Origin of the sequence: Bdellovibrio sp. ZAP7 (assembly GCF_006874645.1) — a bacterium.
Classification (GTDB): Bacteria; Bdellovibrionota; Bdellovibrionia; order Bdellovibrionales; family Bdellovibrionaceae; genus Bdellovibrio.
On the sequence record NZ_CP030082.1, the window covers coordinates 3,741,225 to 3,763,760 of the forward strand.

Consider the following 22,536-nt stretch of genomic DNA (forward strand, 5'->3'; position numbering starts at 1 on the left):
CAAGCGCACAAAATGCAAAGCATTTTGTGGCGAAGCCCACGCGGAGGGCCGTCGCTGCCACGCAGGCGTACTCCAAGTACGCCGGAGAGCAAGCGAGGGTCCGACAACGCAGTCGATTGGGCCGTTTTCACGAGCCCATAAAATACGAAAGGGAACACGGCTCAGCCTTGCTCCCTTTCAATCCCCTCGAGACGCAGTAACTCCTGATTAAGGAGTTACCTTAATATTCAATTTTATAGCTCTTGCTAATCGTATTAGCCGCGAGCGTAGCGTTTGTTCACAGACTCGCGAATCTCAGCACCTTCGATGCTTAGACGAGTCCAAGGAATTGCGCGCAGACGTTCTGGCTCAATTTCCTCTTCAGTTTCTTCGCAGAAACCGAAAGAACCGTTTTCGATACGTGCCAGAGCCGATTCGATTTCCATAAGCTGTGAACGAAGTCTTTCGTGCATGCTTAGGAATTCCTGTTCAGCAAGTACGCGAACCGTTTGGTCGCCTTCGTCGCCGCCCTTTTCCTCGTTCTGGTCCAAATTCAATCGTGCTTCCTTCACTCTATTGAGGATATCTTGCTTCGATTGCAAAAGTCTTTGTCTGCATTCGCCGACCAACTTTTCAGAGATAGCCATACTGCCCCCCTCGTTCCTTCGAGCTTGAGTGCCAATTTGGAACTGAACTATTAAGTTCCAGCCCTGTATTTTTTGCAAGCATAAAATCTTACATCACCTTACAGCTTTCCAAACCATTGATAACACTTATATTTCAATGTTTGTGGACAATGATGCGACTATGCTAAATACCCGAAAAATCGGGCCTTATGACATCTTCTTTCACATCATGCAGGGCGTTAACATTATACACCAGAGGGTTTGGAAAGAAAACAGAGGGGCCTTTAGAAGCTAGTTATTCTCAGATTAGAACAAACTCAAAGTGTCCGGCGGGAAAACAAAAGGCGACCTACTAGACTTCGGTCGCCCTGAGAGCCTCTTATGCAATCAATCTCCCCCGAGACTGCTTACAGACACTCGGCTACACGAGTGAGGAGGTCGCTAGTTGCCTCTTGGAGCTTATCCGACATGCGCTTGCCTTGAACCCCGCGTGTGCGGAAAGCTTTCGCAGAGGCTTTCATTTCTTTAGTTATGGATTTCTTAGAAGTCTCGCCCGAAGCCACAACCAGATTGTCGGAATACTCTTCCAAAGTGGAAGCAAACGTCTCGTGGTTGCTGACCAGGCTGTTCATGATTTGGGATTGAGCGTCTTTCATGGACTGCAGCTCGGCTTTAAGAGCTTTGCAGTTATCATTGGAAGCAGATGCAGCTGTCGTCGCGAGGAGAATTGCGGAGGCTAAAATCAGTGCTTTCATGAAGAGACCTTTCGTGTGGATAGGTCTCTTCTAAGCAATCCCCCTGCCACCTCCAACTCGATTTTACAGAGGGAAGAGGTGACATTTCAGGCTAGGATTTGAGAATTTTTTCAAACTCGTCTTTAGTGTCGCCAGCAGTGTAAGGGGCTAACAAACGTGTCACGTGGCGCTTACCGCGCTCGATTGTACGGCGGCCCGGTTGGCGTTCCGCAGACTCGAAGAACTGCAGGAACGTCGTGGACATTGCCAGCAAGGATTCCGCTACGTATTGCATCTCGTGAACGTCATCGATTTTCACCATTTTGCCTTCGCGCACCCATTGACGGTATAAGATCACCATCAACTTCATCATTTTCTGAATATGCGTGCGCCACATTTTAGCAAGCTCCACATCTTTGCGACGAAGAGCGTACATTTCGCGGTGGAAGAAACGATAGCGCCAGTAAAGATCGAAGTTATCGTTGATGAATTCTTGTGGAGTGACTTTTTTTACGCGACGAGGACGCCATACATCGTATGTTTCCTTAGCCATGCGCTTAAACAGTTCCACCAGGATTTCTTCTTTGTTGTCATAGTGGAAATAGAGGTTGCCTGGGCTGATATCCATCGCTTTTGCGATGTGATTCGTGGTTACGGCAACAACGCCACTACGATTAAAGAGATCGATGGATGTGAGAAGGATGCGTTCTTTAGTCTTCATGGAATTAAGTCTTTAGTCCAATTTAACGAGGGAGTCACGTCGTAAACCCTTAAAAGTCGCACTCTGAGCCAGTTTGCCGTGACTTCTTTCGAGAATGGCCTTGAAACTGCCAATTTACTGGTGTTACGCTTAAAAGATATGCGATCTAATAGAAAACCTAATTTGTTGAAACTATTCATATTTTCGAGCGTTTGCGGAGTAGCAATTTACTCTCTTGTGGGCTTTACCAAAGCCAGCACTCCAGAAGCACAAGCCGAAAAACAACTTCAATCCCAAATCGAACAGCGTTCTCAAATTGCAAAAGCATTGAACGACAAGATCAAAAACAACGAATTGCCTTCTAAGATGAACGTGCAATGGGATGGTCACGACGAACAGTTCGCGGTCAACTACACGATCGATTCGTCTCTACAACAAGAAGCAGATCGCCTTTTGAAATCCTACAAACCTGATTACGGCGCTATCTTTATGATCGATGCGACAACAGGTGAAGTGTTGGCGATGTCCAGTTTCCAACGCGACAACCCAACAGGTAACAACTTGAACCTGCAAGCGACTTTCCCTGCGGCTTCGGTTTTCAAAGTTGTGACAGCGACGGCCGCAGTTGATAAAGCCGGCGTCGAACCATCACACAAAATCCACTACAACGGTGGAGCATATACTCTATACAAAAAGAATGTTTTATCGGACCGCGTAACTCGTTGGACGAATGTGATTTCGTTGAAAGATGCTTTCGCACGCTCCATCAATACAGCGTTCGGTCGTTTGAGTATCGAAAATCTTCACCCAGAAGATTTGAACGAGTACTCGAACCGTTTCATGTTCAATCAAGAAATCGCTGCTGACTTCCCCGTGGATATGGGTGTTGCCTACATCCCACCGGGCAAAGGCTTTGAAATGGCTGAAGCGGCTTCTGGTTACAACAAAATGAACCGCATGAGCCCTGTTCAAGGTGCGATGATCGCAGCTTCTGTTGCGAATGACGGTAAAGTTGTAGTTCCTTACATCGTAAACTCGATGCAAGACAAAGAAGGCAAAACAGTTTACCAAGGTCAAACTATGCACAAAGGCGAGACGATGACTAAAGAGTCCGCTTCGAAAGTGCGTGAGTTGATGGAACAAACAGTTATTGCTGGTACTTCTCGCCGTTCTTTCCGCCCGATCACAAAAGATCGCAAATTTAAAGAAATCGAAATGGGTGGTAAGACAGGTCACTTAACGGGTGACAACCCTAAGGGCCGCGTTGATTGGTTCGTAGGATACGCGCTCGAAGAAAACAGAAAGATCGCCGTAGCAGCGATCACTGTGAATAAAAAGTTCTGGACAGTTAAATCCGCTCACTTGGGTCAAAGCATGTTTAAAAAATACTTTGCTCCAGTGATCGCGGCTCAACAAGCTAAACGCAGCATCACTTCTGTAGAAAACTAAGGTACGGACACACCTTGTCCAAACAAAAAAGGCAGGATCATCTCCTGCCTTTTTTTATTTAGTTCACCCGTTTGCTGATAACATCAACAGAACGGTAATAAACTCTGCCATCATCGTCATCGCGAACCGCGATAACGCCTGATTGATAGACGCCGACAACAACGCCCAGATAGTAACGGCTTCCGCCGCCCGACATAACGCGATCGCCCTGGCAAATGCCTTTGGATCTTTCACAACGGATGCTTTTTTTAATCACGTCTGTTCTGCGGAAATAGGCTCTGCTGTCGTCATCGTCGCGAACCTGGAAAATACCATTTTCCCAAATGTTTACGATACGACCAGAATAGTATTTGCTGGAGCTGCCTGAAATCACATATTCACCAACACATTTACCGTCAAAACAATTCACAGAAGCGAACACCACATCTGTTTTGCGGAAATAGCGACGACCATCATCGTTGTCACGAACTGCAACTAAGCCGTTCGTATAAGCACCAACAATTTTCCCCAAATAGCCGTTAGAACCACCATAAGTCAAAACGTCTTGTCCGATGCATAATCGTTTGGAAGTTGCACACTGGATCTTCTTGAACACCACTGCAGAAGATCTTACGTATGTTTTGCCATCGTCATCGTCTCTGACAACGACTTGGCCATTGTCATAAACGGCCACGACTTGGCCGGTATAATAATTTGAACCACCACCGCTGATAACCGCATCGCCTGCCCTCAGTGGACCAGCAGATGACGGAGGAGGTGGACGCGGAGGATTGCCAGGGCCTGGAGCTGGTGGTTGTGGCGGGAATACATCGCTTAAAGACAACTGTGGCCAACGCTCATCAGATGAAACCAGGACTGTGACATCCGCTTCGCCGCCGTAAGCTTCCATACGCAAATCGATCGTGAACACACGCTCGTTCAGGTATTCAGAACTCATGGCTGCGCCCGCAGTTAAAATATCAGGGCTCACCAAGTTACGTACTGGTGTCGTGTTCACACGCGCACCACTGATCACTACTTTACCACCGTTCACGCGAATGGAAACTCTCTGGATCACCACACCAGGTCGCACAGAAATGCGGTAAACCGTTCCACCGGAAGCTCTGGAAACATTCGAGATCCGTAAAGTACCCGCTTCAGAAGCAGGCGTACTAGGTTCAGATGGTGGGGGCGGAGGAGGAAGTGGCGTTGGATATTGATTTCCCGGAGAACCCGATTCTGAACCAGGATCCAAATCAGGAAGGTCTTCGATATTGTCGGCGCGCGCGATAAGGGAAAACGACAGAACGACTGCTGCTAGAGAAAGTAAGGCTTTTTTCATAATGTGAGCATAGATAACAGATCGCCCCAGGAAGCCACTACTATTTCCGAAGTCAGTTCATTAAAAACCGGTGTCTGCAGGTCAACAGGCAGAATTTTCAGAATCTGCCTTGCGTACCTACTCGTCTTTCTTCTTTTCTTGATGAGTGATTTCGATCGGAGTGACATCCAGGACTTCAACATCCGTGAGCTCTCGCTCTTGAGGAGCTTCTTCGTTCATGTCTCTGAAGCCTGAACCATCATTGCGGAATTCGTAGTACTTAAAGCCACCCGGGCCGCCAGCTTGGGGACCACCCCCACCCATTCCGCCAAAGCCGCCGAAACCAAAAGGACCACCTCCGCCGAAGTTAAAGACGCGCGCAGAACCGCTGGCCATCTTTTTCGCCATGTAAAGCTTAAATCTCCACACGATCAAATGACGAAAACCCGGAAGCAACAGGAAAATACCCGCAATACGAGTGAATGCAGATGGGACCAAGAAGCACAATCCAGAAATGAAAACTGCTCCTGAGTGTAAAAGTTTATTCGCCGGCAATTGACCTCGGGAAACTGTGCTTTGCAAGCTCATCATAGCCATGCGGCCCACAGTATTCACAATCAGAATACCCAGCAAGCACGGCACAAAATAAATCAACATGGTATTGAAGAATCCTGCAATACGCACCACCGAGAAGAAAATAATAATTTCAGCAATCACCCATGGCAGAGGAACTACGAACATAGAACGTCCTTTTTAAAATTCCAAAGTTGCAACCACTGGGCAGTGATCGGAACCCTCAACTTGATCCAAGATATCTGCAGAAACCAGATGCTTCTCCAGACCACGAGAAATACAAATGTAATCAATACGCCAGCCGCTGTTTCTGTCGCGGGCAAAATCATAGTAAGACCACCAGGAATAACGATGCTCTTCGTTCGGCTTAAAGTAACGGAAAGTATCGATGAATCCCAAATCCAAAAAAGAATCAAACCACGCACGCTCTTCCGGTAAAAAGCCGCTGACTTTGCTTAAGCGAATAGGATCAAAGACATCAATATCATCGCGAGCAACATTATAGTCACCCACCACAACAATCTGTTTGCCAGTCGCCAGTTTTTCTTTCAGATGTTCGTTCAAATCTTTTAGAAACTGTTGTTTGAAGCTATGGCGTTCATCCCCTGAACCACCATTTGGAAAATAAATATTGTACAAATCAAAATGCGGATGCTCAGTGATGACGATACGGCCTTCGGAATCATAGGCTTGAATACCGATTCCATGTTTCACATCTTTAGGTTCATTGACCAAAAAAGTTGCGACTCCTGAATATCCTTTTTTAACAGCAGAAGACCAATAAGCGTGAGGACGGTGCAACTGACGCGCTTCCACCTCTACCTGATCGATGTGAGCTTTGGTCTCTTGAACACAAAAGATATCTGGATTTTCACGTTTCACGAAATCCACCAAGCCCTTCTTATGGCAGGCACGGATCCCATTCACATTCCAAGAGATGATTTTCACAGTTTCTCCTTGTTTTTCACTCACAAACCGCTATCTATGAATGCAGGCAGTTTTAGCAGGAGTTCGAGTGGGCTTAAAGTCAAAATTCATCGCGCAACTTAAAAAATCCTTCCCAGGGCTCAATACAGAGCAACTGGAGAGTCTGGTTGCCGAGAACTTGCTTTCGCCGTTCCACGTTGAGCTTCCCAAATCGGTTTTAGAACAGGCGCAACAAATCGTTTCCACGTTCTTTACCTTGCGCGAAAAGGACTCCTACAAAAGCCATTATCGTGACCTTGCGGCCCTTAAAGGCTTCAAAGATCCTGGCAATAAATCAATCATGATGAGCTATGATTTTCACTTGGATGAAAATCAGCAACTAAAGTTGATTGAAGTAAATACCAATGCCTCTTTCTTGGCTTTGGGCCATGAAATGTACAAAACTTTGGAGCTTCCCCTGCCCGTGGCAGATTTCACGTGGGATGAAATTCGCAATGACATCTTGAACGAAATGAAATTACAGGGACATCCTGTGGGTGAGGGCCCCTTCCGCGTGGCGATCACCGACGAAAAACCTTCCGAGCAAAGACTGTTTGCGGAGTTCCTGGTTTACAACGAACTGTTCAAATCCTGGGGTTGGGACTCGCGCATCGTCGACTATCGCGAGCTCTTCAATAACTTTGATCCGCAATTCATTTACAATCGCTACACGGATTTCTTTTTGTCTGAAGAATCCAGCCAGGTTTTAAAAGACAAATTTGTTAGCGGTGATGTATGTCTGTCGCCAAATCCCTACGAGTACTTGCTCCTTGCAGATAAGCAGCGCTTGATTGAATGGAGCCAACCCGGATTCTTGGAAGCCCATGGCATGACAGAGCAGGAAATCCAGGTTTTGCGAAATGCCGTTCCGGTTTCCTATGATCTGACTACGACAAATGCCGATGAGCTTTGGTCGATGCGCAAAAAACTATTCTTTAAACCGAAAAACGCTTTCGGATCGAAACAAAGTTACCGCGGGCATTCGATGTCGCGCAAAGCTTTCGAAGATCTCCAAACCAGCCCCACGATTGCGATGGAATATATTCCTGCACCAGAAGTTCCGTTTGAGACACCGGAAGGCACGCAGAACTTCAAATACGATCTGCGCTGTTATGCCTACCAGGGACGCCTGCAGCTAGTTCTGGCGCGCTTTTACCAGGGTCAGGTCACGAACTTACGCACCCCGTATGGCGGTTTCGCTGCCTCCGTTTTCAAATAGGCTCCCACTCTAGGTCTCCTAAAGGAGTCTCAACCTTAGACACTCCCCTGGCCAATTCCAATAAACCAAACTTTGGTTTTGGTCTAAGGACTATTCTGTCTAGTCCAGTAGGACTTTTACTCTTTTTAGGGCTTAATATTTAAGTAAGGCTAGAATGGCCTTATTTCTAGTGTGTCTCATTTTTCCGCAAGGAGTGTGGAAGTACATGACGGTTAAGCACAACGGCGCTAAAAAATTAGCTCAGGAAAGTTTCTATTCCTCATTTGATCAACTTAATGGTGTGCATCCGTGGATGGAAGCTGTTCAAGACGGCTTTATCGCTTACCGCGTTCGTCAGCTAAACACCGGTAAAATCGCGTACTTCAATTTTATCCTCGCTAAAGAAATGGGTTTGATTCCGGCAGATCATCCAGAAACGATGACAGATGAACTGGAAGACAAGCTGATCGAGACCTTTTCTATTCAAATCATTAACGAATACGATGAATTAAACAGCCGCCGTATCGATCCCTCAACAATCCGTCCTCATAAATACATGGCCACTCGTTATCTGCAGTTGCAACACGCAAACAAGCAGGGAAAAACTTCGGGTGATGGTCGAGGTATTTGGAATGGAACCGTTTACAATCGCGGAATGACTTGGGATGTTTCCAGTCGCGGAACTGGCGTGACTCGCCTCTCCCCAGGATCGGTGCAAGCTCAGCGCCCCTTGAAAACTGGCGGAACTGAGTTTGGTTATGGTTGTGGTCTGGCTGAAATCGATGAACTTTTTGGTGCGTCGATTCTGGCAGAAGTGATGCACTTGCAAGGCATCCGCACGGAGCGTGTTCTTTGTATCGTCGACTTGGGTAAAGGCTATGGAATTGGTGTTCGTGCCGCTCCCAACCTGATCCGCCCGGCTCACTTGTTTCTTTATTTAAAGCAGGAACGCATTCAAGAACTAAAAGCTGCGACGGACTATTTTATTGATCGTCAGGTTTCCAATAAAGCGTGGCCGATCAAAGCCCGTGGCAACGCAAAGTATGACGAGCTGCTGTCTTGCGTATGCACTTCCTTTGCAGAATTCACTGCACAGCTTGATACCGACTATATCTTTGCATGGCTTGATTGGGACGGCGATAACGTCCTGGCCGATGCAGGTATCATCGATTATGGCAGTGTTCGCCAATTCGGCATTCGTCACGATAAGTATCGTTACGATGACGTGGAAAGATACTCGACAAATTTGAATGAGCAAAAATCCAAAGCCCGTTTGATCGTGCAGGTTTTTGCGCAAATGGTGGATTACCTGCAAACAGGTCGCAAAAAGTCTTTGCGTGCCTTCGCAACTCACCCGGTAATCGAACAGTTTAATAAGCAATTCGATAAATGCCGTGCGAATCGTATTTTGTACCGCATGGGCTTCAACGAATCCCAGCGGGAAAACATCCTGGCCCACAAAGGCCTGTTCGAAAAATACGACAAAGAGTTTTCATACTTTGAAAGAGCTAAAGTCAGCGGAACCACTGAAAAAGTAGCTGATGGAGTAAACCACGCGGCGCTATTCAACGTGCGCAACATCCTGCGCGAGTATCCGCACCATTTGGCAAAGAATCCTTTGCCATTTGAAAAACGCTTTATGTTGGATAGCGAATTCTTTAAGCAGATTCTGTCCAGCTTTGCGAAAACACGTGACGCACGTTTAAGCGAAAAGCACCGTCGCCACATTCAGGCGTTCCAGGCCGCGTATCGCGAGCTGGTAACAGCAGCTGCGGGCAAAAACAAACCAGAACAAATCCTAAAAGGCATCTGCGATCGAGCAGAAGTTTTGAATTCAGACAAACGCATCACTGGAAATGCCTTGATTGAAATGGTGGATGCGATTATCAATGAGAAGAAGCGCGGACTCTCGATGACTCAAATTCAAAGAATCATTGACCGTCTGGTTTTTGAAAACAGTGGAGTTCCTGAAACACCTGTCAGCCGTTTTTATAAAGAAAAAGAAAAAACTGCTGCTGTGAAGATGGATCTTTACGCAAAACTTCTCAGTCTTGTAGAAGAAAACAAAGAAAGCATCTAAGTTATGACAGCAAAGTATATTGTCTTGGCGTTGGCAGCGGGTCTGTTCACTCTTTCCGGCTGCGCACTCAGCAAAGGCACGATCAAGGACTCTCCACGCCTTGAGTCTTCCAACATCACTATTCCTCCAATGAGCAAATTGAATCCAAAAGCGATGTCTTTGAATATCGTGGATAATCGTGCTCCTGAGTTCAGACAATTCTCTGCTGAAATCAAAGCTGAAATCACTCGTGCTTTAACTTTGGCATTGGGCCGTCAAAATATCGAATTGAAATCCGGCGCACCAAATGCTCTGACATTGACGATTCAAGATTATAAAACAGCAGAATTCCAAGAAGGTTGCGTGCAATTAGTCGGAAGCCTGGACATCCCTAAAAAAGGCAAAGCCAATGCTTCAGCTTACAGCTGCATGGAATTTAAATCTTTTGGCAGAAAAGTCGGATCTGATATCGGCGCTGCCTACGAAAACGCTTTGACAGAAGTTTTCAAAGGCATCAATTCAGGAATGGAACAAATTCCTTAAAAAGAAAAAGGGCTCCTCACGAGCCCTTTTTTATTAGTTTTTACTCAATGTCGAGAGTTGATTACGAACCCATTTTCTTATTAACGGGTACTCTTCGACTTCCAGGGTGTGTTTCTTTTCCATCTCGACCCACTCCACTTTAAGACCCGCAGATTTCAATTTCTCAACGCCGTACTTCGTTTCAGGAAGTGGCAAAATATCATCCGCATGGCCGTGGGTAAACATCCATGGCGTTTTTTTGGAATCATCCGCCAGGTTGTTTTTCCAGCGAGGATAAAAGTTAAAGTATCCACTGATACCTACTACCCCACCTAATTGCTTAGGATAGTTCAAACCGATATCGGCACTGATAAGGCAACCTTGGGAAAAGCCGAAAAAGAAAATGTTTTCGCTCTTCCAACCTTGGTTTTCCAGTTCATTTAAAAGAGTGAAAAGCTTTTCGCGGATTTTTAGAACGCCATTTGCTTGATACGGAGGTTCTCCATACCAAGTGTATCCTGTCATAAATTTCCGTGGAGCATTCAACAACAAGTAATTCATTTCCGGAATGTTCAACTCGTCGTCGAATTGACGAAACGGACGAATGCTGTCACCACGACCGTGCAATACGATCATCAAGTAATCAGACTTCTTTTTCGCAGGGATAAACTTGTGCTTAAACAAATCAGTGGTAATCATTAGTTCACTCCAGCAATTGCTTTAGAACAGAATAAAATCTGACGAGCTTTTTTCAGCTGAACGTCCTCGTTCACCGCACCGTCTTCTGTATCCAAGCAGTCCTTGCTGGAAATTAGATTTTTCAACGAACGCACATGACGCTCGGGAGCCATCAATGGATTCACGAATTGATCTTCTTCACGATCCACCGAGATCTTATCAAAGTTCACGGCCACATCCGGAGACAGACCCTTCATCTGCGGAGAACGACCCGAGGGCAGGTAATAGAAACCTTTTGTTTCAAACAGAGCGATTTTCTTATTTTGTGTCCAGTATTCACCCTCTTGGAATGAACCTTTCCCAAATGTTCTTTCGCCCACCAAAATCGCTCGATTCAAATCACGCAAAGCTCCAGCCACGATCTCTGCCGCACTTGCTGAACCTGCATTAATCAGGACGGCCACGGGTTTATCAAAGATCTTAGGCTCGCCACCGAAGTATTCTTCTGCCTTTTTAGATGGATCCAAATAACGAATGTCGAAGATTTTTTTGTCGCCACCAACAAAAAGGCTCGCGATACAAGCAGCCTCTTCCATTTGTCCACCTGGATTGTCACGCAAGTCGAACAACAATCCACGGACATGGGCTTTGTTCACGACTTCCAAAGCCTCCTTCATTTTATCGCAGGAGCCTTTGGCGAATTTATTTAAACCAATCACAGCGATCGGTTTGATACCTTCGATCACTTGAGTTGTTAAAGTGGAAACGACGATTTCAGTACGCTCCAATTTTTTACGAATCGTTTCACCATCGCGGGAAACCAGCAAAGATACTTTCGTACCTTCCTCGCCCTTTAGCATTTCCATCACACGAGCCTGCAACAAAGGATGAACAGGCTTGCCATCGATTTCCAAAATAACATCGCCACGCTTAAGACCTGCACGGTCAGCGGCGCTGCCCGCCAAGACTTTGCGAATCGCATAGTTGCCATTTAAACGGCCGACTTGCACACCCGCTGTTGTCATTCTGTTATCTGCACGGGAAACGACTTCTTTAAACATCGCTACCGGCATCAAATACGTATGGGGATCACGGAATACGGAAATAAAGCCATTAAGCCCCACTCCCACCATCAATGATTTTTGAGAGGAAGAAATATATTTGGCTTCGATTTTTTCCCAAACCTTGATGAATGAAAAGCGTGTCGCTTCAGCAGTATTTTCATTAAAGAACTGTTTCCAAACAGCCAACTGTTTCTTTTCAGTGGAAAGATCTTGGATAAATCCATCGTGTGCTGGAAGTACATTGCCTTGTTGATCGACTGTTACGTTGTAACGGCTGGCCACGGCAATAATCGCGTTGGCACACGCCAGGAAATAGCGCTCAGAACTGGAACATGTTGTTGAGTCCAAAAGGTCTTCTAATGCAGCGGGCTCTAAGCCCGTATCGGCCCAATAGCTATCTGTAGACTTCACTGCGGGAACAGATGGAGCATGGTGGTGACGCGTCCACAGGAGGCTCCCCCCAAGGACCGCCACACTCAATGATGCTAAGAAAAATCGACGTGAGCTCAATAACACCCCATGCCTCCCGACAGGTACGAATGGGATTCACCAAAGCAACGTCCATGCCGCCCCAGCTCCAATTGGTTGCATTTTACGGCCTTATTTTTGAACTATTTGCAGGTTTGGACAGAGCTTCCACAAGGGCTTTTTCTTGTGTATCCCAAAGGGCTGTAATAGGGTGAATTCACTATGATTATTGTAACTGGTGCAAACGGATTTATTGGCAGCGTGATGGTATGGCAACTCAACGAAAAAGGGTTCTCCGATATCATCGCCGTGGATACGGTCGATCTTCAAAAACGCAACCTTCTTCGTAAGCGCGTTTACAACAAATTCTTAAAGAAAGACGATCTTTGGTCATTCCTGGAAACCGATGAAGCCAAAAAGAAAGTCACTTGGATCATCCACATGGGAGCTTGTTCTTCCACGACGGAAACCAACAAAGACTTCCTATGGGAAAACAATACCAACTATACACAACGCATTTTTGAATGGTGTACGAAAAATCAAAAAAGCATGATCTATGCTTCCAGCGCTGCGACTTACGGTGCTGGCGAGTTGGGTTTTGACGATACGACGGACCCTGAAAAACTAAAACCGTTAAACCTATACGGTGAATCCAAAGTGTTATTTGACCGTTGGGCTTTAAAACAGCAGCAAACTCCAGCTCACTGGTACGGTCTTAAATTCTTTAACGTCTTCGGTCCGAACGAATACGAAAAGGAAGGCATGGCGAGCATCGTTTTCAAAGCGTACAACCAAATCAAAGAAACTGGCGTTCTGGGATTATTTAAATCTGCAAATCCTGAATACAAAGACGGCGAGTTCATGCGTGACTTCGTTTACGTCAAAGACGTAACGGGCTGGATGGCCGAGTTGATGGAGAAAAAACCAACAAGCGGCATCTACAACATGGGCTTCGGCAAGCCTCGTACCTGGTTGGATTTGGCAAAAGCCACCTTCACAGCGATGGGTAAAGAGATGAAAATAAACTGGATCGAGATGCCAGAAAATATTCGTGGTCAGTATCAGTACTACACTGAAGCCAAAACGGATAAATGGAACCAAGCTGGAATGAGCGCTCCGAAATGGCCTCTGGAAAAAGCTGTAGATGATTACGTTAAGAATTATCTAAGTCACGAAGACCCCTTGTTATAAGAAAGCATTGTCATGGAGACGGACTTTTTACCACCGCATCTTAGAAAATACGTCGTTGAGCAGCACTATGAAAAGTACACTCCGATCGATCAAGCAGTCTGGCGCTATATCCTGCGCCAGCTGAAATCCTATTTGTCCAAACACGCCCACGAAAGTTACGTCGAGGGTTTGAGCAAAACAGGTATTTCCGTTGAGCGTATTCCGCGCATTGAAGAAATCAGCAACAAACTGAAAGAATTCGGCTGGAGAGCTTTGCCGGTAAGTGGATTTATCCCACCGGCGGCATTTATGGAATTGCAATCCCTAGGGGTTCTTCCGATTGCCTCTGACATGAGAAGCATCGATCACCTTCTGTACACACCAGCTCCCGACATCGTTCACGAAGCGGCAGGACATGCGCCGATTTTGATTCAACCAGAATTTGCGGAATACCTTCGTCAATATGCTCAGGTTGCTAAAAAAGCGATCCTTAGCAAAGAAGACCTCGATATGTACGAGGCGATTCGCGAGTTGTCTGATTTGAAAGAAAATCCGGGCTCGACTGCGGAACAAATCAAAGCAGCAGAACTAAAACTGGAAACTGTCAGCAAAAATACCACTCACGTATCCGAAGCTGCAGAGCTGGGTCGCATGAATTGGTGGACTGCTGAATATGGTTTGATCGGCACTTTGGATAATCCAAAAATTTTCGGTGCGGGACTTCTTTCCAGCAAAGGCGAATCTCAGGCTTGCTTAAAACCAAACGTTAAAAAGATTCCCCTTTCAGTTGAATGCATCAAGCAAGGCTACGACATCACAGAACAACAACCACAATTGTTCGTAACTCCTGATTTTAAAACTTTGGTGCGTGTTCTGAATGAAATGGCTGACCAGATGGCTTTCCGCTTGGGTGGCCTGCAAGGTTTGAATAAAGCCATTGAAGCTCAATCGGTGAATTCTGCAGAATTATCGTCAGGTATTCAAATCTCTGGCCAAATCATTGAAGCGATCACCGATTCAGCGCAGAACGTAGCTTACCTTCGCTTACAAGGTCCTTCACAACTTTCTTTCAAGGATAAACAACTTCCAGGTCACGACAAGTCTTACCATTTGCATGGCTTTGGCACCCCGGTTGGATTTTTAAAAGACTACCCGTCGAAAGATGCTTCCAATCTGACTCGCACCGAGTGGGCAGATATCGGCGTGGAAATCGGCAGTAAATCTCGTTTGGAATTTGTTTCCGGTGTCGTGGTGACAGGAACTGTAAAAGGCATGACGGTTGTTGAAGGCAAAACAATTTTGCTTTCCCTCACTGATGCGAAAGCTGAATTCCAGGGCCGCATCCTGTTTGATCCGTCATGGGGTCAGTACGATATGGCTTTGGGAGCTAAAGTTAATTCAGTCTTTGGTGGCCCGGCGGACCGCGAGGCTTATGGTGAAACTGAAGACTTCGTCGCAAAACGTGTCCCAGCCCCCCATTACCAGCCAGAAGAGCTTAAACTGCAGACGCAATACGGTCGCTTAAGAGAACTTCGTGAAAAGAATATCCAGGCTGCAGAGCTGGAAAAATCTTTGTCCGATCTTTTGGCAAACCATGATAAGGACTTCCCACAAGATTGGTTGCTTCGCCTGGAGGCTTTGGAATTGACCAAAGCTCGTTTAAGCAACTCGGCTTTGTTGGCAAAACTTGAAAAGGATCTTCAAGGTTTGGCAGGCAAAGATGAAACTACTAAAAATCTTATCCACGACGGAATTGCTTTATCAGGAAACCTGTAAATGAAACGTCCCTTCGAAGTGCGCATTGTTTTAGTGCGCACAATTTATGAGAGAAACGTCGGCGCCACTTCTCGTGCTATGAGCAACATGGGCGTTGAAAAATTGATCATGATCGCACCTCAGTGCGAATTGACCTACGAAGCTCAGCAAACGGCAGCCACAGGTCAAACGGGTCTGCAAAATCGCACGACATATCAATCCTGGGATGAGTTCATGGCTAATGAGCCCGAAAGCATCAAAATTGCCTTTACTGCCCGTGATGGTAAAGGTCGTCAGGTTCGCGATATCGATGACGTTCTGGCCGACGTCAAAGCCAACGCTCCCCAATTTCAACATGAATCCGACGAGCCCTACACAGTTCATTTGATCTTTGGTCCCGAAGACTGGGGCCTTGCAGGTGAAGACCTGGAATTCGCAAACCACTGTGCGTGCTTGCCGACTTTCGGTGAAAACTGGAGCTTGAATCTGGCTCAAGCAACCTTGCTGGGCATGTTCTCATTGCGTAAAGCTTGGGGCGGCAACCGCACGAAGCTGGATGGCGGTAAAAAACGTCGTGCTCCTCAAGGTATTCAAGGGATCAATCCTGAGCAAACCTTGAAAACATGGATTGAAGAGATGGGCTTTGATCTTTCTAAACAACGTAAGATCAACGCCTTCACTGTGCTTCGTCGTATGCTTTTACAAAACACACCGACCAAAAAAGAATTGGTGATCCTGGAAACGGTTCTGCAACAATCCATCCGCAAACTCCGCGAATGGAAAGAATTTAAAAATCGCGAACGCTAAAAGGTGCCAGGTCCTGTTTACGTGTGCACCGCATCCGAAACAGTAAAAAGGTGCCCTGGCGCAAAACCATTTCTTAACTTTTGTTAATTCATTCATGGTGCTAGAATATGTGCCATGGATGAAATCGAAGTACCATTAGAACAAACCCAAGAACATATTCAACACCACGCTCTTCACGACGGCGGCAGCGGTAATAGCCTCATCAATTTGAGCGCTGTGCTCTCTGCGATCCTAGCCGTGTGTGCGGCGATCTGCGCTTTGCTAGCGGGTCACTATTCCAATGAAGCGATGATCGAGCAGATCAAGTCATCGGATCAGTGGTCTTACTATCAAGCCAAAGGTATCAAAGGCGCTTTGCAGGAGTTCCGTTTAGAAATGAACACTCAGCAAAGTGACACCGCTAAGGTTGAAGCCATCAAAGCTAAGATCGAAAAGTACAAAGAGGATCAGGAAAAGATCTCGGAAGATGCAAAAGAGAAAGAAGAGATCAGCGAGCTCAAGCTTCACCAACACGAACGCCTGGCAATGGCCGTGACGTTCTTTCAGGTGGCCATCGCGATTATAGCGATCGGCGTACTAACTCGCAAAAAATTCTTCTTTTATATGGGTACGGGATCCGGAATACTCGGACTGATTCTGTTTATTTCGTTCTTATTTATCAGCTAGAAATAAAAAAAGCGGGCTTAGAGGCCCGCTTCTTCTTCCTGAATCTCAATTTCTTTATCGCGGACCGCGCGAAGTTGCTCATCCAGTTTTTGAAGCGCGATTGCGAAGGCTTGGCCCATGTCATTCAGTTCGTGAATGCGCCCCATGGTTTCAGTTTCTTCCGCTCCGACCAGGCGTAAGCTTTCAAGCTTTGCCGAGTTTAAATCGATTTCTTTAGTTAATGTTTCCATCTTTTGATTAATGCGTTTTCTGTCTTCGATCAGGGCTTTCGTGATTTCACGAACCTGGTTCAGACTCAAAACATCTAATTTTCCACTTTCAAAAGCGCTTTTGGTTTCTTCAGTGACTTCTTCGTCACCCTGAAAGGCCTCCCAAAACAAAGCCCACTCATTTTTAAGGGAACTTACCATCGACCTATTACTGTCATCACCCATATATCTAAAAATACTCCTGCGCCCTTAGGGCGACTTTGCAGGTTTAGGGCTTTCAGGTATCAAGAAGTAACAAAGCCCATAAACCAAGATCGCAGCTCCGAATGTGACGTACAAAAAGAGGAGAGCCGTGGTTCTTACCACTCCCACCTCGAGTGCGTATCTCTTGGCTATTCTAGCACAGACGCCTAGAACCTTTCTATCTAGAGCATAGTCCAGTCTGTCGACGCGAGGCAGCGCATACCATAGGGTGAAATATAAGAGCACCCCAGAGCCAAACCAAAGGATAGCGACCAACCAAATAATGCGAAGCATCCAGGTTTCAATTTCAAAAGTCTGAGCCAGACCTTTGCAAACCCCGGCCAAGGCTCCGTCAGAGGCTCGAACCCAACGATATTTAGTATTCTGAACTCCGGCTGCCATAGTTTCCATTATTGAATTCTCCCTGTGATCATAAAGTCATTTCCGAAGGTTTTATAATTCGGATGTTGAATAAAGATCTTATCCTTCATGGTTTCGATGCGAACGGTTTCCGTCCAAGATTTCGAACCACCACTGCCCATGATGATGGGAGCCTGGAACATATAGATCCGATTTACCAAATCACTGTGCACGAAGCTGCTGGCAGTTAAAGCGCCGCCTTCAACTAATATGGATCTGAATCCCAGTTTGTAAAGCTGAGCCAAAAGATCTTCCAAATCCAGATCACCGCCGACTTTGGTTTTCACAAAAATCAACTGCGGAACCTTGGAAAGCTTTTGAGCTTTCTTTTGAGTTTCGTCTTTCAGTTCCTCCGCCACGCACCAAAAAACGTTCTGCGAATCATGCTCTGCACAGACTTTAAGTTCCGGATATTTTGCTAAAAGATCGGCTTCACCATCGATGATGACAACTTTGTTTTTCTTTTCAATTTGCGGATGACGAATGTTGAGTGAAGGATTGTCGAATTTGATCGTCCCTTTACCCACCAACAAACCATCATAACACGCGCGCAGATAATGAACGTATTCGCGAGATTCTGAACCCGTGATCCATTGGCTTTCCCCCGAGCGCAGGGCTACTTGTCCATCCAGGGAGCTCGCCATCTTCAAGGCGACAAAAACTTTCTTGTGACGGAAATTCCACAGAAAGGCTTCACAGACTTCTTCAAGCTTGATGCGCATTTCCTGATCTAATTTCAAATCGTCAGCCTGATAAAGATCCGCTTCGATTCCCACATGGCGCAGAATCTCTGCACCTTGGCCCGCAACCAAAGGATTTGGATCAATCAATCCAAAAGTCACCCGCTTGATGGGAAGTTTTGCAAGCATCTTGGCGCAAGACGGTGTTTTGCCTTCGTGAGCACAAGGCTCCAAAGTCACGATCACGTGAGCATCTTTAAGATCTTCATGAGAAAGGTTTTTTACGGCGTTTACTTCCGCATGAGGACCGCCGTAAAACTCGTGATGACCGGCAGAAACAAAGCCACCGCGGGCATCCAAAACAACACATCCTACAAGTGGATTAGGGCTAACACGGGGCCCACCTTTGTATGCCTCACTTATGGCTAATGCCATAGCCGCATCGACGGTCATAGGCGTTCCCCGAACGGGTGTAGTAAGACTGCTAATAAGTTCCATGGGGCTTCTCCCGCTTGAATTTGCGGCTCCCAGCTTAGTCTCAAAATGAGGCGATTTCAATCTGAGGATTTTAACGATTTTTAACAAATAAACCCGAAAGAATTTAGAAAAATTAACCGATATTTATTTATATCGGGGGGAGTAGCATCATGAGTAGCAAAGCCAAGAAAAAAGAAGAATCGGTCTGGTATTACGTGATGATGGCGGTAAACTCCCTGGCAATTCTATTTGCAATCGGTATGTTACGCGATCTGATGTGGATTTATTAGGCTGATCTACACTCCAGCTTCGCTGGAGCGGGCTTCTAGCTTCTTGTAAAATTCCAAAACTTTTGGGTCCACGATAATTGATCTGGGATTCCAACCAATCAAATGCAGACCTTGAGCAGATTTTAACCGGGACAGTGCCACATAAGCTTGGCCAGGCTCCCACAGACGACTCAAGTTACACCACAAGTCATCCAAAGTTGCCCCCTGGCTTTTGTGAATCGTCGTTGCATAAGCCAGCGTCAGAGGAAATTGAATCACCTGCGCCATGACATTGCCCTCGGCATCTTGCAAAGCAAAGGAAACCTTGTCGGCCGTGACTTCGCGACCACCGTCTTTTTTGATTGTGATTTCATCGGCAGCGATATCCGTCACCACTCCCCGAGTTCCATTCACCCAACGTTTTTGCGGATCATTTTGCAAAAACATCACCCGGCAGCCCAATTTCAAAACCAGTTTTACCGGCACCGGTGCTGACTTCATCAGAATATCGACGTGTTTTTCAGAGCCAAAATAAATCGAATCAATCGTAACTTCTTCTTCGTTGATCTCGCTTAATTTTTTCTGATTGAAATCATCCGCATCGGCTTTGCGCGGAAATAATCTTGTCCCCGGATCGTCTTGATCATGGTCACGTAAATGTTCATTTAAAAAATCGCGCACACGTTCCGTCACCAAACCGTGACGAACATCACTCAACACATCTAAAAATAAATTATCAGAGACGCGTTGATTATGGGAAAGCATCACGGATTGAAAACCGGTTTGCTGCCAGACGGGATTTAAAAAACACCAGTCACGCGGACCATTTTGTGTGACCGGAGGAAGCTGGGCAAAATCACCGACAGCGATAATGCGCATGCCACCCCAAGGCAGACTGGACTCACGGGCTTTTTGCGAAAGCGCTTCGGCGATCATCAACGCCTGTCCAGGAATCATCGAAATTTCATCGATGATCACGCCCTCGACTTTACGAAGTCGCGCCATCAATTTATTATCTTTGGAAGCACGCTGGTAAGTGGAGTCAGGACCACCCTCCATAATACCCAAACCAAAAAAACTATGAAAAGTTCGGCCACCCAACAGAACTGCTGCCGCTCCGGTACTGGCCAGAATCGGTATGGCCTTTGGGTCAAGTTCGCGCATGAACTGACGAATTAAAAAACTCTTGCCGCTGCCCGCCCCACCCGTCAAAAAAACGTTCTCTCCGGACCTTAAAAGTTCCAGAGCATCAGCTTGTTCGGGTGAGAGTTCCACAGGTTTTTTTGTCATAAAAAAGGATCATGCCACCGAGGTATAGGCAATAGCAAGATTGTGTTGCCTTTCAAGGCAAAGGGTCATGAAATATTCAGGCATCATTTGAAAGGACTCATATGAATCGCTCTTTGTTGATTTTGATGGCAGCGAGTCTAACGGCTCAGTTCTCTTTCGCTGCTAAACCATCCTCTGACATTCCCGAAAAACGTGAATTTCCCGTAAATACTTCGATCAATCCTTGTGAAAATTTCGAAGGCTACGTTTGTTCAAACGTGAAGGAATCTTTCAAGCTTCGTGCCGATCGCAGCTATCATGATTTCGCGTTCAGCGATTCTGCAGAAAGACTTTTGGAAACCAAAAAGAAATTCATGGCTGACTTGCCTAAGGCAAAAGATCTGAATGAGCGCACTCAACAGCTTCGCAACTTCTATATGTCCTGCATGGATCCCAAAGCCCGCGCGAAAGCAGAAAAAGATGAAGTTAAGCGCGTGCAAAAATCTTTGCAGGGCATCGAATCCTGGGAAGATCTAGTTACATACCTGAACCAACAACAATCCAAAGGTGGACAGTTCTCGTTGGCGAATATGTGGAGCTACCCTGATCCAGATGATTCAAATAAATTGAACGTGGGTCTATTTGGCAACCTGATGGGTCTTCCGGATCAAAAATACTATGAGCAACCGGAATTGATGAAAGACTATCAGAAACTTTTAACGGCATTCTTTAAAAACGTCGATCCCAAAGGCAAAGACGGCAAAGCGGAAGACCGTGCCAAAGCGGTGATCGAAGTTGAAAAAGACTTTGCTAAAGTTTACCCAACTCCAGCCAAGCGTCGTGAACGCTTCTCTGAACGACACATCAGCACCCAAGACGAGGTCGTAAAAAAATATCCGAATTTGAAACTGGATATTCTGTTTAAGAAAGCTCCGAAAACAGCTTTGGTTTCCGTGCCCTTGTTTGAAGGAACTGACTTTGTAAACGCGGAAATTGCCAAGCGTCCTTTGGCTGTTTGGAAAGACGTCGCCTTAAGAAAGTCCGTTTATCAATATCTAGATGACGGTTACTCAAAATTCTATGAACAGCGTTTTGCTTTTAATAAAAAATACTTCGGTGGACCTGAAACTCGGCCGGTGCGCCAAGAGCGTTGCACCGAAGAAATCATGGGTAATTTCGATAAAGAACTTGATGCGGCTTTGATCGAAAAACTATTCCCGAATTTCGACGAGGCCAAAGTTCAAGAAATCGGAACAAAAATCCGTTCCAGCATCCTGGAAGGCTTGGAAAACAATAAATGGCTTTCTAAAGACGCTAAAAAAGAAGCGATCAAAAAGATTAAAACAGCTCGCTTGCAATTGGTAAAACCACACAACGATCGTGAATGGGATTTCACTCCCCTCCGCCATTATTCCCAAACGGATATGATGGTGAATGATCGTTTGTTGGCTGAAGCTAATTACAGCAAAATGCTGCACGAACTTACTGAACCCAACAATAAAGACGCTTGGGGCATGGGCCCGTTGACCGTGAATGCTTACTACAGCCCGACGGAAAACAAGTTCGTTTTGCCGATCGGTATTTTGCAATATCCGTTCTATAACAAAGACGGCAGCATCACAGAAAACCTGGGTGCGGTGGGTGCCGTGATCGGTCACGAATTGGGTCATGGTATCGATGACAAGGGTTCAAAATTTGACTCTGCCGGTGCCTTGAAAGAATGGATGAAAGATAAAGACCTGGAACAGTTCTCTAAACGTGGCGAGCGTATGGTAGACCAATTTAATAAAATTGATCACGACGGAAAACTAACCTTGGGTGAAAACGTAGCCGATTTGGTTGGATTGACGTTTGCTTACAACGCCGCTTTCCCGGGAAACAAAGGCAGCCTTGAAGACAAGAAAGCTTTCTTTACCGCGTATGGACGCTTGTGGTGCACGGTGGCTCGTCCTGACTTTGAAAAACTGCAAAGAAAAACAGACCCGCATTCTTCCGGGATCGCTCGCATTAACGAGCAGGTAAAACACCAGCCAGGATTTGCGGAAGCGTTTCAATGCAAACCAGGCGATAAAATGACCCTACCTGAGGCCGATAGAGTTCAGATCTGGTAACCACTACCGCCCCTTGTCGAGGAAAACTTCAGAATTCCTCATATGTCAGGGGGCATCTCTTGAAGGTATTAAGCTTCACTGTTATTGTAATACTCTTGTCTCCCCTCCGGCTCTGCCGGAGTAATTGAGCTCCAGGAGGGCTTT

General features: G+C 46.1%; 21 protein-coding genes. 9 read left to right on the top strand and 12 right to left on the bottom strand.

Annotated features, from left to right (window positions below; all coding sequences use genetic code 11):
- Positions 1 to 254: 254 nt before the first annotated feature.
- The 3 genes from DOM22_RS17885 to DOM22_RS17895 form a co-directional block, all read right to left on the bottom strand.
- Positions 255 to 626: a TraR/DksA family transcriptional regulator gene (locus DOM22_RS17885; protein ID WP_088615720.1), complete on the bottom strand. Its 372-nt coding sequence runs from the start codon at positions 624 to 626 to the stop codon at positions 255 to 257.
- A gap of 386 nt (positions 627 to 1,012) precedes the next feature.
- Positions 1,013 to 1,360, bottom strand: coding sequence for a hypothetical protein (locus DOM22_RS17890; RefSeq protein WP_142701676.1), 348 nt, complete (start codon positions 1,358 to 1,360; stop codon positions 1,013 to 1,015).
- Positions 1,361 to 1,451: 91 nt separating this feature from the next.
- Entirely contained in the window at positions 1,452 to 2,060 is a 609-nt protein-coding gene (locus DOM22_RS17895) for a TetR/AcrR family transcriptional regulator (protein WP_142701677.1), read from the bottom strand.
- Positions 2,061 to 2,222: 162 nt separating this feature from the next.
- On the opposite strand from DOM22_RS17895, the gene DOM22_RS17900 reads away from it, so the two are divergent.
- On the top strand, positions 2,223 to 3,488 hold the full coding sequence (locus DOM22_RS17900; RefSeq protein ID WP_246845745.1) for a penicillin-binding transpeptidase domain-containing protein: 1,266 nt from the start codon (positions 2,223 to 2,225) through the stop codon (positions 3,486 to 3,488).
- A 58-nt stretch (positions 3,489 to 3,546) separates the two neighbouring features.
- On the opposite strand, the gene DOM22_RS17905 is transcribed toward DOM22_RS17900, so the two are convergent.
- The 3 genes from DOM22_RS17905 to DOM22_RS17915 all read right to left on the bottom strand — a co-directional run bounded on the left by DOM22_RS17905 (position 3,547) and on the right by DOM22_RS17915 (position 6,309).
- Positions 3,547 to 4,809, bottom strand: a complete 1,263-nt coding sequence (locus DOM22_RS17905; RefSeq protein ID WP_142701679.1) for a beta-sandwich domain-containing protein — start codon at positions 4,807 to 4,809, stop codon at positions 3,547 to 3,549.
- Positions 4,810 to 4,926: 117 nt separating this feature from the next.
- Positions 4,927 to 5,529, bottom strand: a complete 603-nt coding sequence (locus tag DOM22_RS17910) for an FxsA family protein (RefSeq protein WP_142701680.1) — start codon at positions 5,527 to 5,529, stop codon at positions 4,927 to 4,929.
- Between the two features lie 12 nt (positions 5,530 to 5,541).
- A complete protein-coding gene (locus DOM22_RS17915) occupies positions 5,542 to 6,309 on the bottom strand; it encodes an exodeoxyribonuclease III (RefSeq protein WP_142701681.1) in 768 nt (255 codons plus the stop codon).
- 67 nt (positions 6,310 to 6,376) lie between these two features.
- Here DOM22_RS17915 and DOM22_RS17920 point away from each other — a divergent pair, with 67 nt between their 5' ends.
- The 3 genes from DOM22_RS17920 (at position 6,377) to DOM22_RS17930 (ending at position 10,127) form a co-directional block, all read left to right on the top strand.
- Positions 6,377 to 7,546 carry a hypothetical protein gene (locus DOM22_RS17920; RefSeq protein ID WP_142701682.1) on the top strand — a complete coding sequence of 390 codons (1,170 nt, stop codon included), beginning with the start codon at positions 6,377 to 6,379 and terminating at the stop codon, positions 7,544 to 7,546.
- 205 nt (positions 7,547 to 7,751) lie between these two features.
- Positions 7,752 to 9,605: a protein adenylyltransferase SelO family protein gene (locus tag DOM22_RS17925; RefSeq protein WP_142701683.1), complete on the top strand. Its 1,854-nt coding sequence runs from the start codon at positions 7,752 to 7,754 to the stop codon at positions 9,603 to 9,605.
- Positions 9,606 to 9,608: 3 nt separating this feature from the next.
- Positions 9,609 to 10,127 (top strand): hypothetical protein, encoded by a 519-nt coding sequence (locus tag DOM22_RS17930; protein WP_142701684.1) that lies wholly within the window; start codon positions 9,609 to 9,611, stop codon positions 10,125 to 10,127.
- Positions 10,128 to 10,160: 33 nt separating this feature from the next.
- Here DOM22_RS17930 and DOM22_RS17935 read toward each other — a convergent pair whose 3' ends face one another.
- Positions 10,161 to 10,805 (bottom strand): alpha/beta hydrolase, encoded by a 645-nt coding sequence (locus tag DOM22_RS17935; RefSeq protein WP_142701685.1) that lies wholly within the window; start codon positions 10,803 to 10,805, stop codon positions 10,161 to 10,163.
- Positions 10,805 to 12,259 (bottom strand): S41 family peptidase, encoded by a 1,455-nt coding sequence (locus DOM22_RS17940; protein WP_246845746.1) that lies wholly within the window; start codon positions 12,257 to 12,259, stop codon positions 10,805 to 10,807. The genes DOM22_RS17935 and DOM22_RS17940 overlap by 1 nt, the downstream gene beginning before the upstream one ends.
- 279 nt (positions 12,260 to 12,538) lie before the next feature.
- Between DOM22_RS17940 and rfaD the strand changes: the two genes are divergently transcribed.
- The 4 genes from rfaD to DOM22_RS17960 all read left to right on the top strand — a co-directional run bounded on the left by rfaD (position 12,539) and on the right by DOM22_RS17960 (position 16,714).
- Positions 12,539 to 13,507, top strand: a complete 969-nt coding sequence (rfaD, locus tag DOM22_RS17945) for an ADP-glyceromanno-heptose 6-epimerase (RefSeq protein WP_142701686.1) — start codon at positions 12,539 to 12,541, stop codon at positions 13,505 to 13,507.
- A gap of 12 nt (positions 13,508 to 13,519) precedes the next feature.
- Positions 13,520 to 15,262 (top strand): aromatic amino acid hydroxylase, encoded by a 1,743-nt coding sequence (locus DOM22_RS17950; RefSeq protein WP_142701687.1) that lies wholly within the window; start codon positions 13,520 to 13,522, stop codon positions 15,260 to 15,262.
- Positions 15,263 to 16,048 (top strand): RNA methyltransferase, encoded by a 786-nt coding sequence (locus DOM22_RS17955; RefSeq protein WP_142701688.1) that lies wholly within the window; start codon positions 15,263 to 15,265, stop codon positions 16,046 to 16,048.
- Between the two features lie 114 nt (positions 16,049 to 16,162).
- On the top strand, positions 16,163 to 16,714 hold the full coding sequence (locus DOM22_RS17960; RefSeq protein WP_142701689.1) for a DUF4337 domain-containing protein: 552 nt from the start codon (positions 16,163 to 16,165) through the stop codon (positions 16,712 to 16,714).
- A 17-nt stretch (positions 16,715 to 16,731) separates the two neighbouring features.
- Here the strand turns inward: DOM22_RS17960 and DOM22_RS17965 are convergent, their stop codons facing one another.
- The 4 genes from DOM22_RS17965 to DOM22_RS17980 all read right to left on the bottom strand — a co-directional run bounded on the left by DOM22_RS17965 (position 16,732) and on the right by DOM22_RS17980 (position 20,302).
- On the bottom strand, positions 16,732 to 17,148 hold the full coding sequence (locus DOM22_RS17965; protein WP_142701690.1) for a hypothetical protein: 417 nt from the start codon (positions 17,146 to 17,148) through the stop codon (positions 16,732 to 16,734).
- A gap of 24 nt (positions 17,149 to 17,172) precedes the next feature.
- Positions 17,173 to 17,577 carry a PspC domain-containing protein gene (locus DOM22_RS17970; protein ID WP_142701691.1) on the bottom strand — a complete coding sequence of 135 codons (405 nt, stop codon included), beginning with the start codon at positions 17,575 to 17,577 and terminating at the stop codon, positions 17,173 to 17,175.
- On the bottom strand, positions 17,577 to 18,764 hold the full coding sequence (ribD, locus tag DOM22_RS17975; RefSeq protein WP_142701692.1) for a bifunctional diaminohydroxyphosphoribosylaminopyrimidine deaminase/5-amino-6-(5-phosphoribosylamino)uracil reductase RibD: 1,188 nt from the start codon (positions 18,762 to 18,764) through the stop codon (positions 17,577 to 17,579). Before ribD ends, DOM22_RS17970 begins: the two co-directional genes overlap by 1 nt.
- A 275-nt stretch (positions 18,765 to 19,039) precedes the next feature.
- Positions 19,040 to 20,302, bottom strand: a complete 1,263-nt coding sequence (locus tag DOM22_RS17980; RefSeq protein WP_142701693.1) for a PIF1 family ATP-dependent DNA helicase — start codon at positions 20,300 to 20,302, stop codon at positions 19,040 to 19,042.
- A 101-nt stretch (positions 20,303 to 20,403) separates the two neighbouring features.
- On the opposite strand from DOM22_RS17980, the gene DOM22_RS17985 reads away from it, so the two are divergent.
- On the top strand, positions 20,404 to 22,392 hold the full coding sequence (locus DOM22_RS17985; protein WP_142701694.1) for a M13 family metallopeptidase: 1,989 nt from the start codon (positions 20,404 to 20,406) through the stop codon (positions 22,390 to 22,392).
- Positions 22,393 to 22,536 lie beyond the last annotated feature (144 nt).